Below are 17,698 nucleotides of genomic sequence, written 5' to 3' on the forward strand. Positions count from 1 at the left end.
TGCAAATATTTTCGATGAAATACATTGTTTATCAATCATTAATCGTTTAAACACAAATAAACAAGATTAAGTGTGTTTTGTTGATTTGTATTAAATGATATAAAAAAACCCGAAACGTATGTTTCGGGTTTTAATCTAGTTAAGAATAAAGTAGATTTGGGGCTATTTTATTCGACTAAAACTTTTTTAGATATTTTACCTTCATCAGTTTTTACTTCTAAAATGTAAGTACCTGTACTGATTGGGTTAGTTTTTATTTCTATTAAATCTAAAGATTCAAATTCAGTTGAAGATATTATCTCTTGTCCTAATAAGTTGTATAAAGACACCTTTTTGATAACTTCTAGTTTTGGGTTGTTAATTACAATAATGTTATTTTCATTAGCGTAGTAGAAGTTGATGTTTGTTTCAAATTCAAAGTCTTCAGCAGATAAAGAGTTAGATTGACTAAACCTTAATTGGAAACGGTCTAAATATTCTCCAGTATTTAAAATAATTGAAAAATCATTTAGTCTTATATCATTATATGTATCTGTAACTGTATCATAGATATAAATTTCTAAGTTATCAGGTACGTTTTCTAATGCGTCTATTGTAAAAGTGTTTAAACCATTACTATCAACATGTATACCTATAGGTAGGATAGTTGTAGCGCTAATATCATTAGTTCCTTGAATGATGTATTTTTCATTGTCAACCATCCAATAAATATCATCTTGTTGAGTTTCGTTATTTATACCATCATAACCCCAATCATAACCAGGAGTTGCGTTTGTGTCTTCAGTTACTAATAATTGTCTGTGTAAACTATTTACAGAATTAAATCCTAATCTGATTTTTAATCTATTATCCGAAGAATTATTAGTTGTTGCAGATTGTGCTGATGCTTTTACAAAAATTGACGATGATGTGCCTTCTTTTTCAAAAGTACGTTGACTGTTTTTAAATCTAATGTTTCCTGTATTTTCACTTTTTACTAAAAAACCTTGTGACACAGGAATATAACGACCTGGTAGCTTTACTGGTGTACCACCTGTTGCTACTAAAGGGTCATTAGTTCCGTAACTAGCAGCAGGAGTTGCTCCAGATAAGTTATAGGTAGCATATCCACCTTGATAATCACCTAAATTATGAGATCCTCCTCCCCAATGTTCCCAGAAGTAAAGCGTACCAGTAGTACTACCAGGACCTTCAATTGTTGGAGCATTGTCAATAATAAATTGATTTGCATCTATTGCAGAAGCATACGGATTACCAACTAGATATTCGTTTCCAGCTGTAATTGGTAAAGTAATATCTCCATTGTTTGGCTTTCCTTCAAAAACATAATTTTGTTCTAGTGTAACATTACCACTTGTGTTTGTAACACCTTTCATGGTAAATCCTTCACCTATTTTTAAAGTTCCAGTACTTCTTACATGTTGCCAATCTGCGTAATCACCAGACTGGTTAGAGTATTTCCAAATCCAGTAATCTGCTATACCAATTGGTGTACCAGAAGTACCATTATATCCATTTGTAATAAAATTAACGTTTACTGGATTATTTGGGTCAGTACCATCTTTAAATACTTGTGGTAATGTATAAGAATTATTATTTGTTGTAGCATTACTAACTCCAACTGGTGAAGACCAGTAATTATATGTAAATAAATCTCTTGTACCTTGTTGGTCACGTTCTAAAGTACCTGTACTTGTTGAGTCAAAGTCACTGTCTTCTGTTTGAATTAATTGAGATTCTCCTTGTAAATCTATCTTACCATCTAATTTTAAGTAATGTGAAATTGTTAAACCATTTCCTGTATCTGTATTGTTATCTCCAGTTACAGATAATTTATTACTTTTTACATCTAAACTTAAAACGGTTCTGTTACCATTACTAGCAGAAGGTAAAGTACTATTATCTAAAGTAATATTGTGATTTGTTTCAACAATATTCCAATTTACAGTTTTTGTGTTATCTACTATAGATACTGCTCCTGGTATATATTGGACATTTCCGTTTAACCAAGATGAGTTTGTATCCCAATCTCCATTTGTAGTACTTTTATATGGTAATGGTGCTGTTTGATAATCTACTGTATTTAAATTTCTTAATGCGCCTTGATTGTTGTTTCCAGACTCATCATTAGTATTTGTATAAGTATAAATTGACATTGGGTAATACCCTTCTAAACTAGACCAAGGTATTGATGCTGCATCATTTTTTGTTATTGTGGTTGGCATTACTTTACCATTAACAAAGTTTGAGTTTTCTTCAAGCTCTTGATTCATTAAAAAATGTAATTGATCTTCAGTTAAAGCAGTATTCCATACTCTAACTTCGTCAATATTTCCTCTGAAATGTGAGTTAGGAGTATTTTTACCTGCAGCTGCAATAAAAAATGATTGAGATGTAGTGGTAGGAGCAGGTAAATTTTTATCTGTATCTAATACACCATCAATATAAATTTTTGCATTTGTACCATCATAAATTACGGCTACTTGATGCCATTCATTATCTGGAATTTTTGTTGAAGAATCGATAAAATTCGTCCCAGAAACTCCCCAAGACATTCTTAGTTTGTCATTATTTAATATTTTAAGATCATAACCTTCAGTATATATTGCATCTCTTTTTGATAAAATAGAAACGTTTTTTGAGTCTTTATTTATCCAAGCTGATATTGTAAAACCTGAAGTATTTAAATCTAAAGCATCTTCCATGTCTATGTAATCTACATTACCATCAAAGTATACTGAGCGCTCAACAATAGTTTGAGGTGCATATCCAAAAGTGATATATTTTGTTCCGTCAAAATCATAAATTGTTTCTAGATTAGACCCATTTTGCTTCATAACTCTATAATCTGCAGTTGGATCAAATACAGGTGTACTTGAGATAAACATATAGTAGTTACCTGGAGGGCTAATATTTCTAATTGCATTTTGTGGAATAGACACTTTTACATCATCAATATCACTACCATTTTCAACTACTTTCCATATACGTTGCATACCCATAAAACTTACAGGTGTTGATAATCCAGAAATACCAGCACTCATATCTACTGCAACAGTATTTGGAGCAGCATCTAAACTTGCATTGTTATTTCCCCACATTAAATATGATTTATCATCAAAAGTGTTGGAGTTGTTTGTTTTGTTTAGATTGTTTGTATCGTAAATATCTGTTAATCCAATTGTTAGAATACCTTCGATTAAGCCAATACCATCTGTAGCATTATTTATACTGCTTGATTGTTTTTGGTTTAAATTTGCATCATCATCACGACCAATTCCAGTAATATCATAGTTATAGCCAGAATTTGAAGATTGATCCCAAATAACAGTACCATCACTATCAACATAATCTTGAGAGGTTCCGTTTGACCCTAAAGTAATTCCGTATTTTATTGCTAAATAAGATTGTACTCTATTTCTTTGATCTGTTAAATCTGCATCATTTAATGTATTAGAGAAAGTAACTATTTCGGCAATTTTTCCTTTAAAACTTCCTCTATAAGCTTGACTTCTACCAATCCAAAACCTTGAATCACTTACATTAGCAAATTGTGGTACTCCAGATTCGCCAGTTCCAATATCTTCACCATTAAAATATAGATCTTGCGCTGTTGGAGCAGAAGTTGAGTTGTTTCTTGCGTTAATTATTCCAGCGTTAGTATAGTTAGCAGTTGTACTTGTATGTGCTTTTCCGTAGCCTCTTAAGGATAAGTCTGAAGGATTTGGATCAGGAGTACCACTTATAGCAAAAGTTAATACTTCATCATCTAATCTATCTGTAAAACCTCCCCATCCTAGTCCTGTAACATCTTTGTCTGTATCTAATGAGCTGTCTGCATCACCACAAAACATATCCATTGCTCCATAAGTACTACTAACAGTTTCATCTGGAATAGCTACAATAAAAATTTCTTGTGTGTAGAAACCTGCTGATCCTTCAAGATACTGCTGTGGAGTAACTGTAGGGTCAGTTTCGTATGGAGAGTTTGGATTATTGTTAAACCCAACAACTGGATTAAAGTTTATATTTTGAGTTGTATTGTCATAAAAAGTAGGCTCTTGACCTGGAGTATTTATTGTTGCATTACCACCTCTACCTTGGTCATTCCACATACTTATGCTTTGTCCATCTGTGTAACTTAATCCATCAGTTCCTTTTAGCCATAACTTTAAATTTGCTGTAACACCACCTGGACCTTCAGTTAAAGGAGCATCACCTGTACCTTGAATTATAAAATTATAAGGATTCTCGTCTGTATCGTCATTTGCTATTGTTATAGTAGCAGACCTGACTCCTGCTGCTAATGGTGTAAAAGTTATATTAAAAGTTGTACTACCACCTCCTGTTATTGTATTTGATGGAGCAGAAGATATAGAAAAATCTAAAGCATTAGTTCCACTAATAGTTATGTATGGACTTAAAAGAGCTGTTAAGTTTAAAGTTCCACCACCAGTATTTTCTATAGTATAGGTTCTAGTTACACTTGTTGCTACATCAACAAATCCAAAATCTGTATTATTAGATCCAGTTGCAGTTATGCTGTCATCTAATATATCTGTACTATTACTAGTAATATTCATTTCTCCAGCACAAAGACCACCTGATACATTAAAATATACTGTAGTACCAGAAGAAGTAGCGCTATTTCCATTTTGGTTTACAACATTTGTTCCAGAAGCAGTAATTGTTATATTATCTGAACCATTCCATCCATCATTGTAGGAATCGTACATTATAAAGTAATAATTATTTAAGTCTTCTAAACACCCTAATTCTAAAGTAGTACTATAGCTAGATCCTGAACCAGTAATTGAGTTTATAAGTGTTCCGTCTGGAGCATAGATATATACGGAGTTTTCATTTGCGTATAAAGGCCAAACTACAGAAACACTTACATTAGAAAATGTTGGTGCATAATCTTCATTTAAATTATAACTAGTATTGTTTTTTTTTGAAAATTCAAGATCTGAATTTAATGAAAACAATTGAATTGGACTTGTTAAGAATAGGGCAAGTACAATTAATTTAATAAAGTAAAAATTCTTCATAATTGGTTAAGTTATTAGTTGGGGACTAATTATATGGGACAAATATAATATAAAACATCCTTGAAATGCAAATATATTCGATAAAATACATAATTAAAGCGTAACTAATTGATTTTTAGATAAATAAAAAAGCCATAACAAATGTGTTATGACTTTTAAATATGTATTTCGTCGATGTTTTTACTTAATAAGCTTCTTTATTATAGACTTGTTTTTATTTAAATCTGTGATTTTTAGTAAATAAGTACCATTTGATAGTGTACCTAAATTAGTAATACTAATTGTGTTTGTAGAGTTGTTTAATTTTCTTGAGTTATAAATTACTCTTCCGCTAATATCAAATAATTCAACATTATAGTTAGTTATTTGATTTGGTAATTTTATACTAATAGTTTCGTTAAACGGATTAGGATATACACTTAAGTTTTCAAAACTATTATCTTCAAGACCTAATGTTTGTTCTTTTATATTAACAGTATAGTCCTCTACTTCTCCATAAGTAAAAGTCTCGCAACTTGTTGGAATAGCATTGTATTTCATTGATACTCTCATTCTTGTGTTTCCAGTTGGAGCAGTTAGTGGAATAGTAATATTACCGCTTACAACACTTTGAGATGGGGTACTTGAAATTACGTCTTCTCCAGAATCATCAAAATCTCCATCTTGATTAAAATCGATCCAAACCGCAACACCTTCATTGTATTGAGTACCGTTCCATATTTTTGTAATCGTAATTGTAGGAGTTGTGTTTTTAGTTAAATCTACAACCATTGATGTGTAATCTGAATACCCAGAAGAGGTACTAGAACTTGTGTCATTATCTAAGTCGTTTAATTCTACTCGACCAATAAATTCGTCAGAAATATTAGTACCTTGAGATGTACAGTAAGTAATCTGTGTTGTAGAAAAGTTAACTGTTGAGCTATAAGCAGATGAAGTAGTATCACAATTAGATCTTACTTGGACATCATAATCTGATTGTGCCATTAAGTTAGTAATTGTAAAGTTTGATGTTGTTAGTCCAGGAACCATAATCCAAGTTGATGTGCCTGTCTCTCTATATCTTAAATCATATGTTGCAGATGGTATTGCATCCCAAGTTATTGTTGCTTCTGTAGCGTTTATTGATCCAGCGGTTATACTAGTTGGTACTGATGTTACACATGGAATTTCTAAACTTATGATTTTAAAATCATCTATGAAAAATCCATCAGATGTTGTTGTATAGTTTTCTGATACATCACTAGCGTCTGTTCTAAAATTAAATCTAAATTGAACATTTGTAGCATCACTTTGTAAAAAGGTAGCATTTACACCAGAATTAATGGTAAACTCTTCCATTACCCAATTATCTAATTTGTCTCCATCATATATTTGTCCAGAACTTCCAGATTGAAAGGTAGACCCTGTACTTTTATTATCATGGCTTGTAGTGCTACTTGTAGTATTTGGTTTTGTGTATTTACCACATAAAGGAGACCAATTACTTCCGTCTTTAGAAGCTAAAACTTCGACATAGTCATAATTTCTTTCAATATCCCATTTTGTATAAAATTGTATAATTACTTCGTCAGAGTTTGTGAAATCATAACTATTTGAGGTTGTTAATGTCTTTGTAGAATTAGTTGCATAAGGTACAGTGTTACCTGTTCTTAATGAGTTACTTCCTGAATAAGCATCAGCAGATGAGTTATTCCAACCTCCAGATTGTGTCCAACCAGAAATACCATTTATATCTGGATTATGATCAAACATTAGAGTAGGGTTGTAGTATTTTTCAAAATCTGCCTCGTAAATTATTCCGTTATCATTTGATAACTTTACATTGTATTCTATTTTTTCGTTATTAGCAATTCCTCCGGCTAATTGTAATTGAGCTGTAACAGTTCTTTGCTCTAAAACAGAAATTCCTGTTTCTGTTCCAGCTTGCGTTACACCAGTAATATTTGAAGATATTGGAGTAATTGTAACTGTAAAGTCGCTAGCTGTTTGTCCAATGCGTTCTATTCCAAAGTCTAAATCTGCTGTCGCTCCATTTATGTTACTTTGTGTTAAGTCATGTAATTTAGCATATTTACCACCATAATAAGCAGTAGCTAATGAGATACGCATTGAGTTTTCTGCGTTTAAAGTAACACCAGCATTACTTGGCCAAAACCCTGAGCTAGAGCTTCCGTGTTCAGGAGTTGTAGCTAAAATTGCTTGTCCAGATCCTGTTGCACCATTATTGTCAGGATTACCACCAAGCATCCAATCATCAGGTAAACCATTAGATTCATAAAAGATAGTAGCACCATATAAGTATCTATTATATCTTGTCATTTCTTCATGCCACTTATAAAACTCATCTTCTCTTCCAGAATTTAAAGTAGGTACTCCACCATATGGATGAGGTACAGAGTTGGCATAAGAGTGATTCCAAACACCAGTTTTAAAATTACGACTAGTAATAAAATCGACCATAATTTGTGTTTCAGGTTCTGATGCAGGAGATGGACCTCTATAAGTATTGCTAGTTGCAGATCCACTAGAACCTACATTGTTATAACCCCAGAAATAATCAAAATTTCTATTTAAATCTACACCTCTTAAAGCTGTACTACCAGAAGTACTTCCAGTATTTGGCCTTAAATTTTTACGTTGCATACCACCTCCATTTGAGCTAAGATGTTCATTCCAGCGTAATCCATCAGGATTTACAATAGGTACAAAGTATAATTCGTTGTTATCTACTAATTCTTTAATAGCATCATTGGTGTCATAGTTTTCAATTAAATACCACATAAAGTAAATATTGTTCATCAACGCACTTACTTCTCTAGAGTGTATCATTGACGTAAATAATATTTGTGGTTTGGATCCTTCAGTAGTTGCACTTTGGTTTCCGGTAATTCTTAAATAATTAATTGTCTGTGGATCCCAATAACTATTACCTTGACCAGTATATGTTAAACCATTGTTGGTTGTTGAGTTTTGAGGATTACCCCAAGTCGTTTGTCCTGTTGAAGAGGCATCAGCCTTTTGCGATACTATATTTAAACCATTGTTTTGAGAGTAGGTATACATTTCATCTAACTCAGTCAACATTTCGCTAACTGTTAAACAGTTACCCATAGTTCCATAATGAAAATTTGAAGGTTCTACCCAAGCAATTTCATCACAACCAGTATATTGTATTATATTATCTATAACAACGTTTGAGACAGAACCTCTTGCTGTACTTTGTGTGTTGGTTTGATTGGTCTTATGTTTACTATTTGTAGATGTATTATCTTTTCTACTTCTTTCAGCATAAAATTTAGTTAGATCATCTATCTCAACTGTAAAAGCAATATTGTTGTTTCTTAAAATATCAATTTCTACATCTGCTAACTCTAAAGATAATACATCATGATCATGATCATGAGTTGCTCCACAAGTTAAATCTATGCCTTCAGTAGCCATAATACGCATTGTAGCTTGATCTGGATTGTTAATTGAGACTCTTGAATATTTCTCTTGAGAGAAAGAAAACGTGCATGTCAATGCAATAACAATTAATAATGTAATTTTTTTCATGTTAAATAGATTTGAGGTATCTAGTATTTTTTATTAGACTGCTAAACTAAATAAAATAATTCAAAAAAAACCCATAAAAGGCAAAAAAAGACGATAAAGTGCAATTAATATTTTTATAATACTGAAAATCAGTAATCTACAAAATGCATTTTTTAACGATTAAGTGTTTTTTAAAAAAATAAAATTACTCTAACCATGAAGGTTAGAGTAATTTCGCCATTAATCAATAAAAGGGGCTATCATTAATCCGTTTAAGGGATAAGGGAAGGATTAATTTTCTTTTTCAACTATTATTAATTTTTCTGAAATACTAAGGTATCAGTACCTCCATTTCCACCACTAACATCAATCAAGCTAATGGTTGTATCTGTATGACTTACAATATCCCAATCGTCGTTTAAATCTTCAAACACACTTGTGTCAGGTACAGAAAAGAAAATATTAAAATCAATATCACTACTGCTGCTACTATCATCGTTGCTATTACTATCGTCTGTAACTGACCAAGTTCCTGTAATAGTATTTGAACCATTATCTGCAGTTAGTATTCCATCAGATCCAAAAGTAAATTGATAACCATTAAAGTCATTAGTTTCATCTTGTCCAGAGTCTATAAAACTAGACACTATCCAAGTTCCGCTTGTAGCTGTACTTTGTACTTGTGCGATTTGTTGACTATTATCGTTTGGACTAGCATCGTCATCATCGTTTGAGCAAGTAGATGACATTAAAGAGAAGCTTAACATTATAAGCATCCCAAAATAAAATGATTTTTTCATGATTTTAAGTATTTAAATTAATTATTTATTTATAGTTTTTGTAATGTTAATGTGTCAGTTCCACCACCTCCACCACTTACATCTTGTACGATGACTTCTGTTGTAGTTACAGATAATACATCCCAATCATCGTCATTAAGCTCATTAAAAGGAGTACTTGTCCCAAAGTCTAGGACTAATACATTTCCAGAACTTTGTACTGCCCAAGTCCCATTATTAGGGTTGCTACCATTTGTTGCTACTACGGTTCCGTTAGTATTAAAATCTAGTTGATAGCCATTATAATCTGCAGTTTGATTATCTGAATCTTCTGTATACGAAGCCACAAACCATTGTCCGTCTGTTAATATATTTGTTAAGTTAGAGCCACCAGTATTTGTTGGTGTTCTTTCAAAAATCAGATATTCGGCAGAGCCATCTCCACTTATATCTTTAAGGCTTATAATGTCGCTGGTTACTTGTAATACATCCCAATCATCTGCTAATTCGTCAAGAGGACTAGTTGTCCCGAAATTTAAATTTAATTCTAAATCTGTTTCATCTCCTGATGATGTAAACCAACTTCCATTTGTAGTACCACTTGTGTTTGTTGCTGTAGATGTACCGTCTGTAGCAAAATTGAATACATAATCGCTATAGTTTGAAGTTTCATCTGTATCATCAAAATAGTAAGTCACGTACCAATCACCAGTTGTTAAAGACCCTACTAAAGCAGTGTCGTCTAAAGAACCACCACCAGAAATGCAATCGCTTTCAAATTCTAGTTCATCATCACCAAGTCTAAGCTCTACTTTAGTTTCTCCTGATTCTTGTTCAATTTCATGAAGATTCCAAGTGTCATTAAAATCGGGTAATCCAGAAATATCAATTGTTACAGCTATAGCATTACCTGTACCAGTTGCAGACCAAGTTCCAGAAAAATTACCACTTCCAGAGGTTACAGTAATAGTACCATCTGCAGCAAAATTAAATAGGTAACCAACGTAATTGTCTTCTAAATCATTATCGTTACGTTCTAATTCGTCAACCATCCAATTTGAGCAGTCTGTTAAAATGTTTGTAAGTTGGGTATCAGTACAATTATCACAATCGTCATCATTATAATCATAGTCATCATCTTCATCACAATCGTCTTCAAAATTATCGATGGTATTTTCTAACTCATTTAAATTATTAATTACAATTGTAGTACCATCAGACAAAATAACAGTAATTGGGAATTGGATATTTATTATATCATCTTCGTCAATATCATCTATAAAATCGTAAAGTTGGTTATCATTATTGATGGTAATAGTTTCAATTAACTGGTTGTTAGAATCAAAGATTGAAGCGGTAATTGGGTATTGAAAATCGATACACTCAATATCATCATCATATTCGTTTTCGCCATTACAATCATCAGAAAAATTATCAAATTCAGAATAACTATTAATGACAACTTCCGTATAATCTGCTAAAATAATGGTAATAGGAAACTGTATAGAAATGTTGTCATCATCATCATCTAGCTCGTCAAAAATGGCTTCAATAGTATCAAAATCTGATTCAGAGTCCACTGTAATTTCTAAACCATTTACAAAAACAGTAACTGGTAATTGTATATTAAAGCAATTTGAGTTATCAATAATATTATCGTTTGAGCCATCATTGCTAGCTGTACGTTGCATTAGGTTAGCGACTGTAGAGTTTGCTACTAAGGTGTCTTCTTCTGGAGGATTAATAATTTCCATGTCTTCTGTTCTACACGAATTTAGTAGTACAAAAGCAAATAAAATAAATGCGGTAAATAGTTTTTGTGTTGATTTCATAACTTATGTTTTTAATGTTTGTGGTATTTTATTATATAACAACTTAAACTTTAAAACTCCTGAAATTTTTTTTAAGAGGTTAATAAATAGTTTAATCGTTCTAAAATACTTTTTAATCTTATTGTTGTTATTTTTTGATTAGGATGTTCTTTTAAGCTTTTAGTTAAATTAATTACTTTTAACCTACATTGATCAATCTCATATTCCTTTAAATTAAAAACCAATTGGTCTAATTGCTCTTTATTTAAATTAGTTGTTTTCATTTTCAAAGTCACTTTTATTAATACAACAACTTAACTTTTAAAACTCCTGAAAAATTTATTTAATTTTTTTTATATAACTTTATTCAATATAAATACTAGACTTTGGAAAAAGACATCAATGAAACTATTTGTGAAGAATTAGTTTTTAAACAGATTTATAATAAGTACTCTAAAAGTCTACATGATTTTTTATACTATAAATATGGCGAGCATTATAATCCAAAAGACAAAGCGCAAGATGCGTTTATCAAACTATGGGATAATTGTAAAAAAGTAAGTTTAAGTAAAGCCAAGTCTTTTTTGTTTACTACAGCAAATAATATGATGCTTAATGAGTTTAAACACCAAAAAGTAGTGCTAAAGCATCAACAAATAAAACATAAGCACTACACCAACGAGTCTCCAGAATTTATATTAGAAAAAGAACAATTTTTAGAGCGTTATAATAAAGTATTATCAAGTTTAAAAGAAGAACAGCGTGTTGCGTTTTTATTAAATAAAGTTGAAGGAAAAAAGCATAGCGAGATTGCTGAGCTTTTAGGTGTCACTACCAAGGTTGTAGAGTACCGAATTTATACCGCATTCAACATATTAAAAACAGAATTAGAAGGCTTTAAAATAAAATAATCAGGAATTTTAAAGATAAGGTTGTTATATAATAAAGAGCATACAAATGGATAAAGAATTACTCTTACAAAAATGGTTGAATAATGACTTGACAGAAGCTGAAGAAAAGGCTTTTAAGCAATTAGATGACTATGCTTTTAATGAAGAAATTATTGAAACAGCCAAGTTGTTTAAAGCATCAGTGTTTTCTAATGTTGATGATTTTGAAACTTTTAAAGCACAATATAACGCACAAAAAGTACCTGTTAAAAAGTTACATTGGTTATCACCAATGCTTAAAATTGCTAGTATTTTAGTTATATCTTTTGGTGTTTATTTTACAGTTTTTTTTAGTCCAAATACAGAAATTAAAACACTAGCCAGTCAAAAAACAACTATTGAGTTACCGGATCAATCTCAAATAGTTTTAAATGCATTATCAGTTATAAACTATAATAAAAAAGGTTGGGATGATAACAGAACATTAAAACTTGATGGAGAAGCCTATTTTAAAGTTGCAAAAGGAAAAACTTTTGATGTAATTACCAGTCAAGGTAAAGTTACCGTTGTTGGTACGCAGTTTAATGTTAAACAACGTGATAATTATTTTGAAGTAAAGTGTTTTGAAGGTGTTGTTAAGGTTAAATCAGATACCATTATTAGACAATTGTTAGCTGGTGATACGTATAGATTATTAGAAGGAAAATTTATAGAATCTAAAACAATAAGTACAACTCCAGAATGGACAAAAAACACTTGTGTTTTTGATGCTTTACCTATTAAACAAGTGATTGCAGAATTAGAAAGACAATACAATGTTAAGGTTGCAAGTAACAACGTAGATAATAACCGACTATTTACAGGCGGATTTACACATAATAATCTAAACGAAGCCTTAATATCTATAACACAACCAATGAATTTGACGTATGAAATAATTTCATCGAATCAAGTAATTATTAATGGGAAAAATAACTAAAAGTATTGCTTTTGTAATCCTATTTTTTTTAAGTGCTGTTAGCTTATTTGCTCAGGACACAAAAAAAGAACAGTCTTTAATTTCTATTATTGAAAATTTAAAAACGAAGCATAATGTACAATTTAATTATGCTGAAGATGTTATTAAATCTATTACTTTAAAACCACCTCCAACAAGCAATACATTAAAACAAACTCTGGTGTATTTAGAAAAAAACACACCTTTACAATTCACATTAAATAATTCTAGTTTTGTTTTAGTAAAGCCTAAAGGCGAATTTTTTCTTTGTGGCTACTTAAAGGATAAAGACAATCTTCAACCCTTAGCATCAGCGACTATTCAAGGACTTAAAAAAGCTACAATAACTGATGAAAACGGATATTTTCAGATAGAAGTAAGTCAGCCATCAGAGTTACTTACTATTAGGTATTTAGGTTACAAAACTATAAATAGAAGCTACAAACAATTTTTAACCTCAGATTGTGGTCCAGTTTATATGTTGCCTGACTTTCAGTCTCTGTCAGAAATTTTAATTTCCAATTATATAACTACAGGAATTAACCAACTTAATGATGGTTCTTTTAAGGTAGATTTTAAAAATTTTGATATTCTTCCAGGATTGATAGAAAATGATGTGTTACAAGTCGTGCAGTCTTTTCCTGGTATTCAGAGTATTGACGAAACAGTTTCTAATTTAAATATTAGAGGTGGTACTCATGATCAAAATTTAATCCTTTGGGATAATATTAAAATGTATCAATCTGGACATTTTTTCGGCTTGATTTCTATGTTTAACCCTCAAATTACGCAACAAGTTTCACTTATAAAAAATGGGAGTAATGCAAGCTATACAGATGGTGTTTCAGGTACTATTAGCATGCAAACTGACCAAAGTATTAATAGTCTATTCAAAGCAAATGTTGGTGTTAATTTAACAGATGCAAATGTGTTTGTTGATGTACCAACAGGTAAAAAGGGGTCTATTCAAATTGCTGGTAGAAAATCGGTTAGCGATTTATTTAATACACCAACATATGATAATTATTTTGAAAGAATTTCTCAGAATACCGAAGTCGATAATAATATTGAAAATACAATTAATTCAGATAAAACATTCGATTTTTATGATGCCTCTTTACGTTGGCTATACAAGATTAGTGATAAGGACGAAATAAGGTTAAACTTTATAACAGTGTCTAACCAACTTCAATTTGATGAAACTGCTGTGGTTAATAGCATTCCGCAATCGCGAACAAGTCAATTAAATCAAAATAGTATAGCAGGAGGATTGCATTATAAACGTACATGGAATACCAAAACACAGACTATTTTTGAAGCTTATGAAACCGATTACAAGCTAAAAGCAGTTAATGCAAATGTTTTAGAATCTTAGCGATTTTTACAAGAAAATATTGTGTCTGAAACTAGCCTAAAACTAAAGACAAATTATAGCTTTAATGATAATATTAAACTCTCTGGAGGATATCATTTTGTTGAAACAGAAGTTACTAACCTTGACGATGTGGATACACCAGTTTTTAGAGTGTTAATCTCTGAAGTTTTAAGGACTCATGGTGCTTTTGGACAAATTAATTACACTTCATTAAATAATAATACTAACCTTATTTTGGGTGTTAGATATAATTATTTAGACAAGTTTAAAAAGCAAATTTGGGAGCCAAGATTTAACTTTAGTCAACGTTTTTTAGACTATTTGACGGTTGAGGTTTTAGGCGAATTTAAGCATCAAAACACGTCACAAATAATAAACTTTCAAAACGATTTTTTAGGAATAGAAAAACGTAGATGGCAATTATCAAATAATGAAGATATTCCGGTAATAACTAGTAAACAACTGTCATTAGGTGTTAATTTTAATAATAATGGGTGGTTGGTAAGTATTGATGGTTATTACAAAAATGTAGAAGGAATCACTACACAAAGTCAAGGATTTCAAAATCAATTTGAATTTGTTAAGTCTCAAGGGAGTTATGAAGTATATGGAGTAGATTTACTTTTGAGAAAACAAATTAGCCATTTTAATACTTGGCTCAGCTATTCTTTTATGAATAATTTTCACCAATTTAAACAGTTAGAAAATAAAGCGTTTCCAAGTAATTTTGATATAAATCATGCAGTTAGTTTAGGTTTGTCATATTCTAAAAACAACTTTAAATCTTCAATTGGATTTAATTGGCATACAGGTAAACCAATCACAACTCCAATAGAAGATAATCCAATTGTTGATCAAGACATTAATTTTGCAGATACTAATGCTTCAAAACTTGAAGATTATTTACGCTTGGATGCATCAATTCAATATAATTTAAAAATTTCGGACAAAACTAAGGCTAGGATTGGTGTATCTGTTTGGAATATTTTAGATAGAGAAAATCAAGTAAATACTTTTTACAGGATTAAAAATGATGAATTAAATCAAACACTACAACGGTCATTAGGCATAACACCTAATGCGAGTTTTAGAATTTATTTCTAAAAACAGCACAAAAAAAACGGTTTAGAACTTTCTAAACCGTTTTTATAGTAGCGAGAACGAGATTTGAACTCGTGACCTCCGGGTTATGAATCCGACGCTCTAACCAACTGAGCTACCTCGCCATAATTTTGAGATTGCAAATATAAAAACATTATTATGGCTTGCAAACATAATTGTAATTAAAATATTTATTTAAAATGATTTCTAAACTTATTAATTAATGTATATATTGGACAAAATAACTATTACAAGATTACAATTAAATGGAAGAAAAAATCAAGTACGAAATGGAATTCGTGGTACATGCCTCACCATCATTACTATACCAATATATTTCTACACCATCTGGACTGTCAGAATGGTTTGCAGATAACGTTAATTCTAGAGGAGAAATATTCAAATTTATATGGGATGGATCTGAAGAACAGGCAAAATTAATTACAAAAAAATCTGGAGAACGTATAAAATTTAAGTGGCTTGAAGACGAAGATGATCCATATTATTTTGAAATTAGAATACAAGTAGACGAAATCACTAAAGATGTGTCTATAATGATTACAGATTTTTCTGAAGAAGATGAAGTTGACGAAGCTAAAATGTTGTGGTCAAACCAAATATCAAGTTTAAAACAAGTATTAGGTTCTTCATAAAAAATAAATACATTTAAAGTATATTTGTCCCATTGAAAAATGGGACTTTTTTTATGATAAATTTTAACGGAATACTTCAAGAGGATAATAACGTAATTTCTAATAACAATCGTGGTTATTCTTATGGAGACGGACTTTTTGAAACTATAAAAGCTGTACATGGTAAATTATTGTTTTTTGAAGATCATTATTTTAGGTTAATGGCTTCTATGCGTATGATGCGTATGGAAATACCAATGACTTTTACTATGGAGTTTCTTGAAGAACAAATCAATAAAACCCTTGAGGCTTGTAATTTAAAGTCAAAATCTGCGCGAGTAAAAATCCAAATAGATAGAGTAGAAGGTGGATTGTATTTACCAGAAAGTAATGATGTTAATTTTATTATTTCTGCAAAAGTAGATATGCATGATTTTTATCTTTTAAATGAAGGAAAATACGAAGTAGACCTTTTTAAAGATCATTATTTATCACCAAGTTTGTTATCTACACTTAAAACCAACAATAAGGCAATTAACGTTATTGGTAATATTTATGCTAAGGAAAACATATTAGATAATTGCCTACTATTAAATACTAATAAAAGTGTAGTCGAAGCTTTAAATGGAAACTTGTTTTTAGTAAAAGAAAATACCATTAAAACACCACCATTAGTAGATGGCTGTTTAAAAGGGATTTTAAGAAAACAATTAATTGAAATTATAGGATTGCTTCCAGAGTACACTTTGGAAGAAGCTTCAATTTCTCCTTTTGAGCTTCAAAAAGCAGATGAGATATTTATTACCAATGTAATAAAAGGAATCCAACCCATTACAAAGTACAGGAAGAAGCAATTTAAAAATGAAACAGCAAAACTGTTACTTCAAAAATTAAATGTAAAAATTAGATTAGGTTAGTTGTAATTGGGGTTTTCTGGTGCGTTAGACCAAATGGAATAATCACCACCTAATTCAACCATTTTTTCTTTCCAAAAGGTTTCATAGCTTTTTTCAATTATATCCTCTTTGTAAGTGTTTTTAGTAACAACCCAAGCATTAGATTTTAATTCTTCGTCTAGCTGATTACTATCCCAACCAGAGTATCCTAAAAAGAATTTAATATCTTTTACACTAATGTCTTCTTCTGCAATAAGTTTTGCAACAACATTAAAATCGCCACCCCAAAAAATACCTAAAGAAATCTCTACGCTATTTGGTATTAAATCTGGACGTTTGTGGATAAAATATAAGTTATCCTGTTCAACAGGACCACCATTATACACTTTAAAATTTGCGTTTAGCTCAGGTATTAAATCACTAATAGTATAATTTAATGGCTTGTTTAAAATAAAACCAATTGCACCTTCTAAATTGTAGTCTGTAAGAAGTACAATAGATCTATTAAAAGAGAGGTCTCCAATAATGGAAGGTTCTGCAATTAATAAATCACCTTTTTTTGGTTTGGTTGTAGTCATTTTAAAAGGGTTTGTTATCTAAATGTAGTATATATTTATTGAATACACAAT

General features: G+C 30.8%; 12 protein-coding genes and 1 tRNA gene. 6 read left to right on the forward strand and 7 right to left on the reverse strand.

Features of this window, described 5'->3' with window-relative positions:
* Positions 1 to 167: 167 nt before the first annotated feature.
* From SJY17_RS10125 to SJY17_RS10145, 5 genes are all read right to left on the reverse strand, one after another.
* Positions 168 to 5,051: a LamG-like jellyroll fold domain-containing protein gene (locus SJY17_RS10125; RefSeq protein WP_397362439.1), complete on the reverse strand. Its 4,884-nt coding sequence runs from the start codon at positions 5,049 to 5,051 to the stop codon at positions 168 to 170.
* Positions 5,052 to 5,231: 180 nt separating this feature from the next.
* Positions 5,232 to 8,609 (reverse strand): M14 family zinc carboxypeptidase, encoded by a 3,378-nt coding sequence (locus SJY17_RS10130; protein WP_397362440.1) that lies wholly within the window; start codon positions 8,607 to 8,609, stop codon positions 5,232 to 5,234.
* 293 nt (positions 8,610 to 8,902) lie between these two features.
* Positions 8,903 to 9,388 (reverse strand): hypothetical protein, encoded by a 486-nt coding sequence (locus SJY17_RS10135; RefSeq protein ID WP_397362441.1) that lies wholly within the window; start codon positions 9,386 to 9,388, stop codon positions 8,903 to 8,905.
* A gap of 29 nt (positions 9,389 to 9,417) precedes the next feature.
* Positions 9,418 to 11,199, reverse strand: a complete 1,782-nt coding sequence (locus tag SJY17_RS10140) for a hypothetical protein (protein WP_397362442.1) — start codon at positions 11,197 to 11,199, stop codon at positions 9,418 to 9,420.
* Positions 11,200 to 11,270: 71 nt separating this feature from the next.
* A complete protein-coding gene (locus SJY17_RS10145; protein WP_397362443.1) occupies positions 11,271 to 11,462 on the reverse strand; it encodes a hypothetical protein in 192 nt (63 codons plus the stop codon).
* A gap of 102 nt (positions 11,463 to 11,564) precedes the next feature.
* Between SJY17_RS10145 and SJY17_RS10150 the strand changes: the two genes are divergently transcribed.
* Genes SJY17_RS10150 through SJY17_RS10165 form a run of 4 tightly spaced genes read left to right on the forward strand, consistent with a single transcriptional unit; the run spans position 11,565 to position 15,544 of the window.
* Positions 11,565 to 12,089: an RNA polymerase sigma factor gene (locus SJY17_RS10150; RefSeq protein ID WP_397362444.1), complete on the forward strand. Its 525-nt coding sequence runs from the start codon at positions 11,565 to 11,567 to the stop codon at positions 12,087 to 12,089.
* A gap of 46 nt (positions 12,090 to 12,135) precedes the next feature.
* Complete coding sequence (locus tag SJY17_RS10155) at positions 12,136 to 13,047, forward strand: FecR family protein (protein ID WP_397362445.1); 912 nt, start codon at positions 12,136 to 12,138, stop codon at positions 13,045 to 13,047.
* Positions 13,031 to 14,440 carry a carboxypeptidase-like regulatory domain-containing protein gene (locus SJY17_RS10160; protein WP_397362446.1) on the forward strand — a complete coding sequence of 470 codons (1,410 nt, stop codon included), beginning with the start codon at positions 13,031 to 13,033 and terminating at the stop codon, positions 14,438 to 14,440. Before SJY17_RS10155 ends, SJY17_RS10160 begins: the two co-directional genes overlap by 17 nt.
* Positions 14,441 to 14,461: 21 nt before the next feature.
* The gene (locus SJY17_RS10165) at positions 14,462 to 15,544 is read left to right on the forward strand and encodes a TonB-dependent receptor domain-containing protein (RefSeq protein ID WP_397362447.1); all 1,083 of its coding nucleotides are present in this window, start codon (positions 14,462 to 14,464) and stop codon (positions 15,542 to 15,544) included.
* A gap of 48 nt (positions 15,545 to 15,592) precedes the next feature.
* On the opposite strand, the gene SJY17_RS10170 is transcribed toward SJY17_RS10165, so the two are convergent.
* A tRNA-Met gene (locus tag SJY17_RS10170) sits at positions 15,593 to 15,666 on the reverse strand.
* Between the two features lie 141 nt (positions 15,667 to 15,807).
* Between SJY17_RS10170 and SJY17_RS10175 the strand changes: the two genes are divergently transcribed.
* On the forward strand, positions 15,808 to 16,194 hold the full coding sequence (locus tag SJY17_RS10175) for an START-like domain-containing protein (RefSeq protein ID WP_397362448.1): 387 nt from the start codon (positions 15,808 to 15,810) through the stop codon (positions 16,192 to 16,194).
* 53 nt (positions 16,195 to 16,247) lie between these two features.
* Entirely contained in the window at positions 16,248 to 17,090 is an 843-nt protein-coding gene (locus SJY17_RS10180; protein ID WP_397362449.1) for an aminotransferase class IV, read from the forward strand.
* On the opposite strand, the gene SJY17_RS10185 is transcribed toward SJY17_RS10180, so the two are convergent.
* Positions 17,087 to 17,647 (reverse strand): YqgE/AlgH family protein, encoded by a 561-nt coding sequence (locus SJY17_RS10185; protein ID WP_397362450.1) that lies wholly within the window; start codon positions 17,645 to 17,647, stop codon positions 17,087 to 17,089. The two genes, SJY17_RS10180 and SJY17_RS10185, sit on opposite strands and share 4 nt — an antisense overlap.
* Positions 17,648 to 17,698 lie beyond the last annotated feature (51 nt).

It is taken from the genome of Olleya sp. R77988, from assembly GCF_044594215.1.
Classification (GTDB): Bacteria; Bacteroidota; Bacteroidia; order Flavobacteriales; family Flavobacteriaceae; genus Olleya.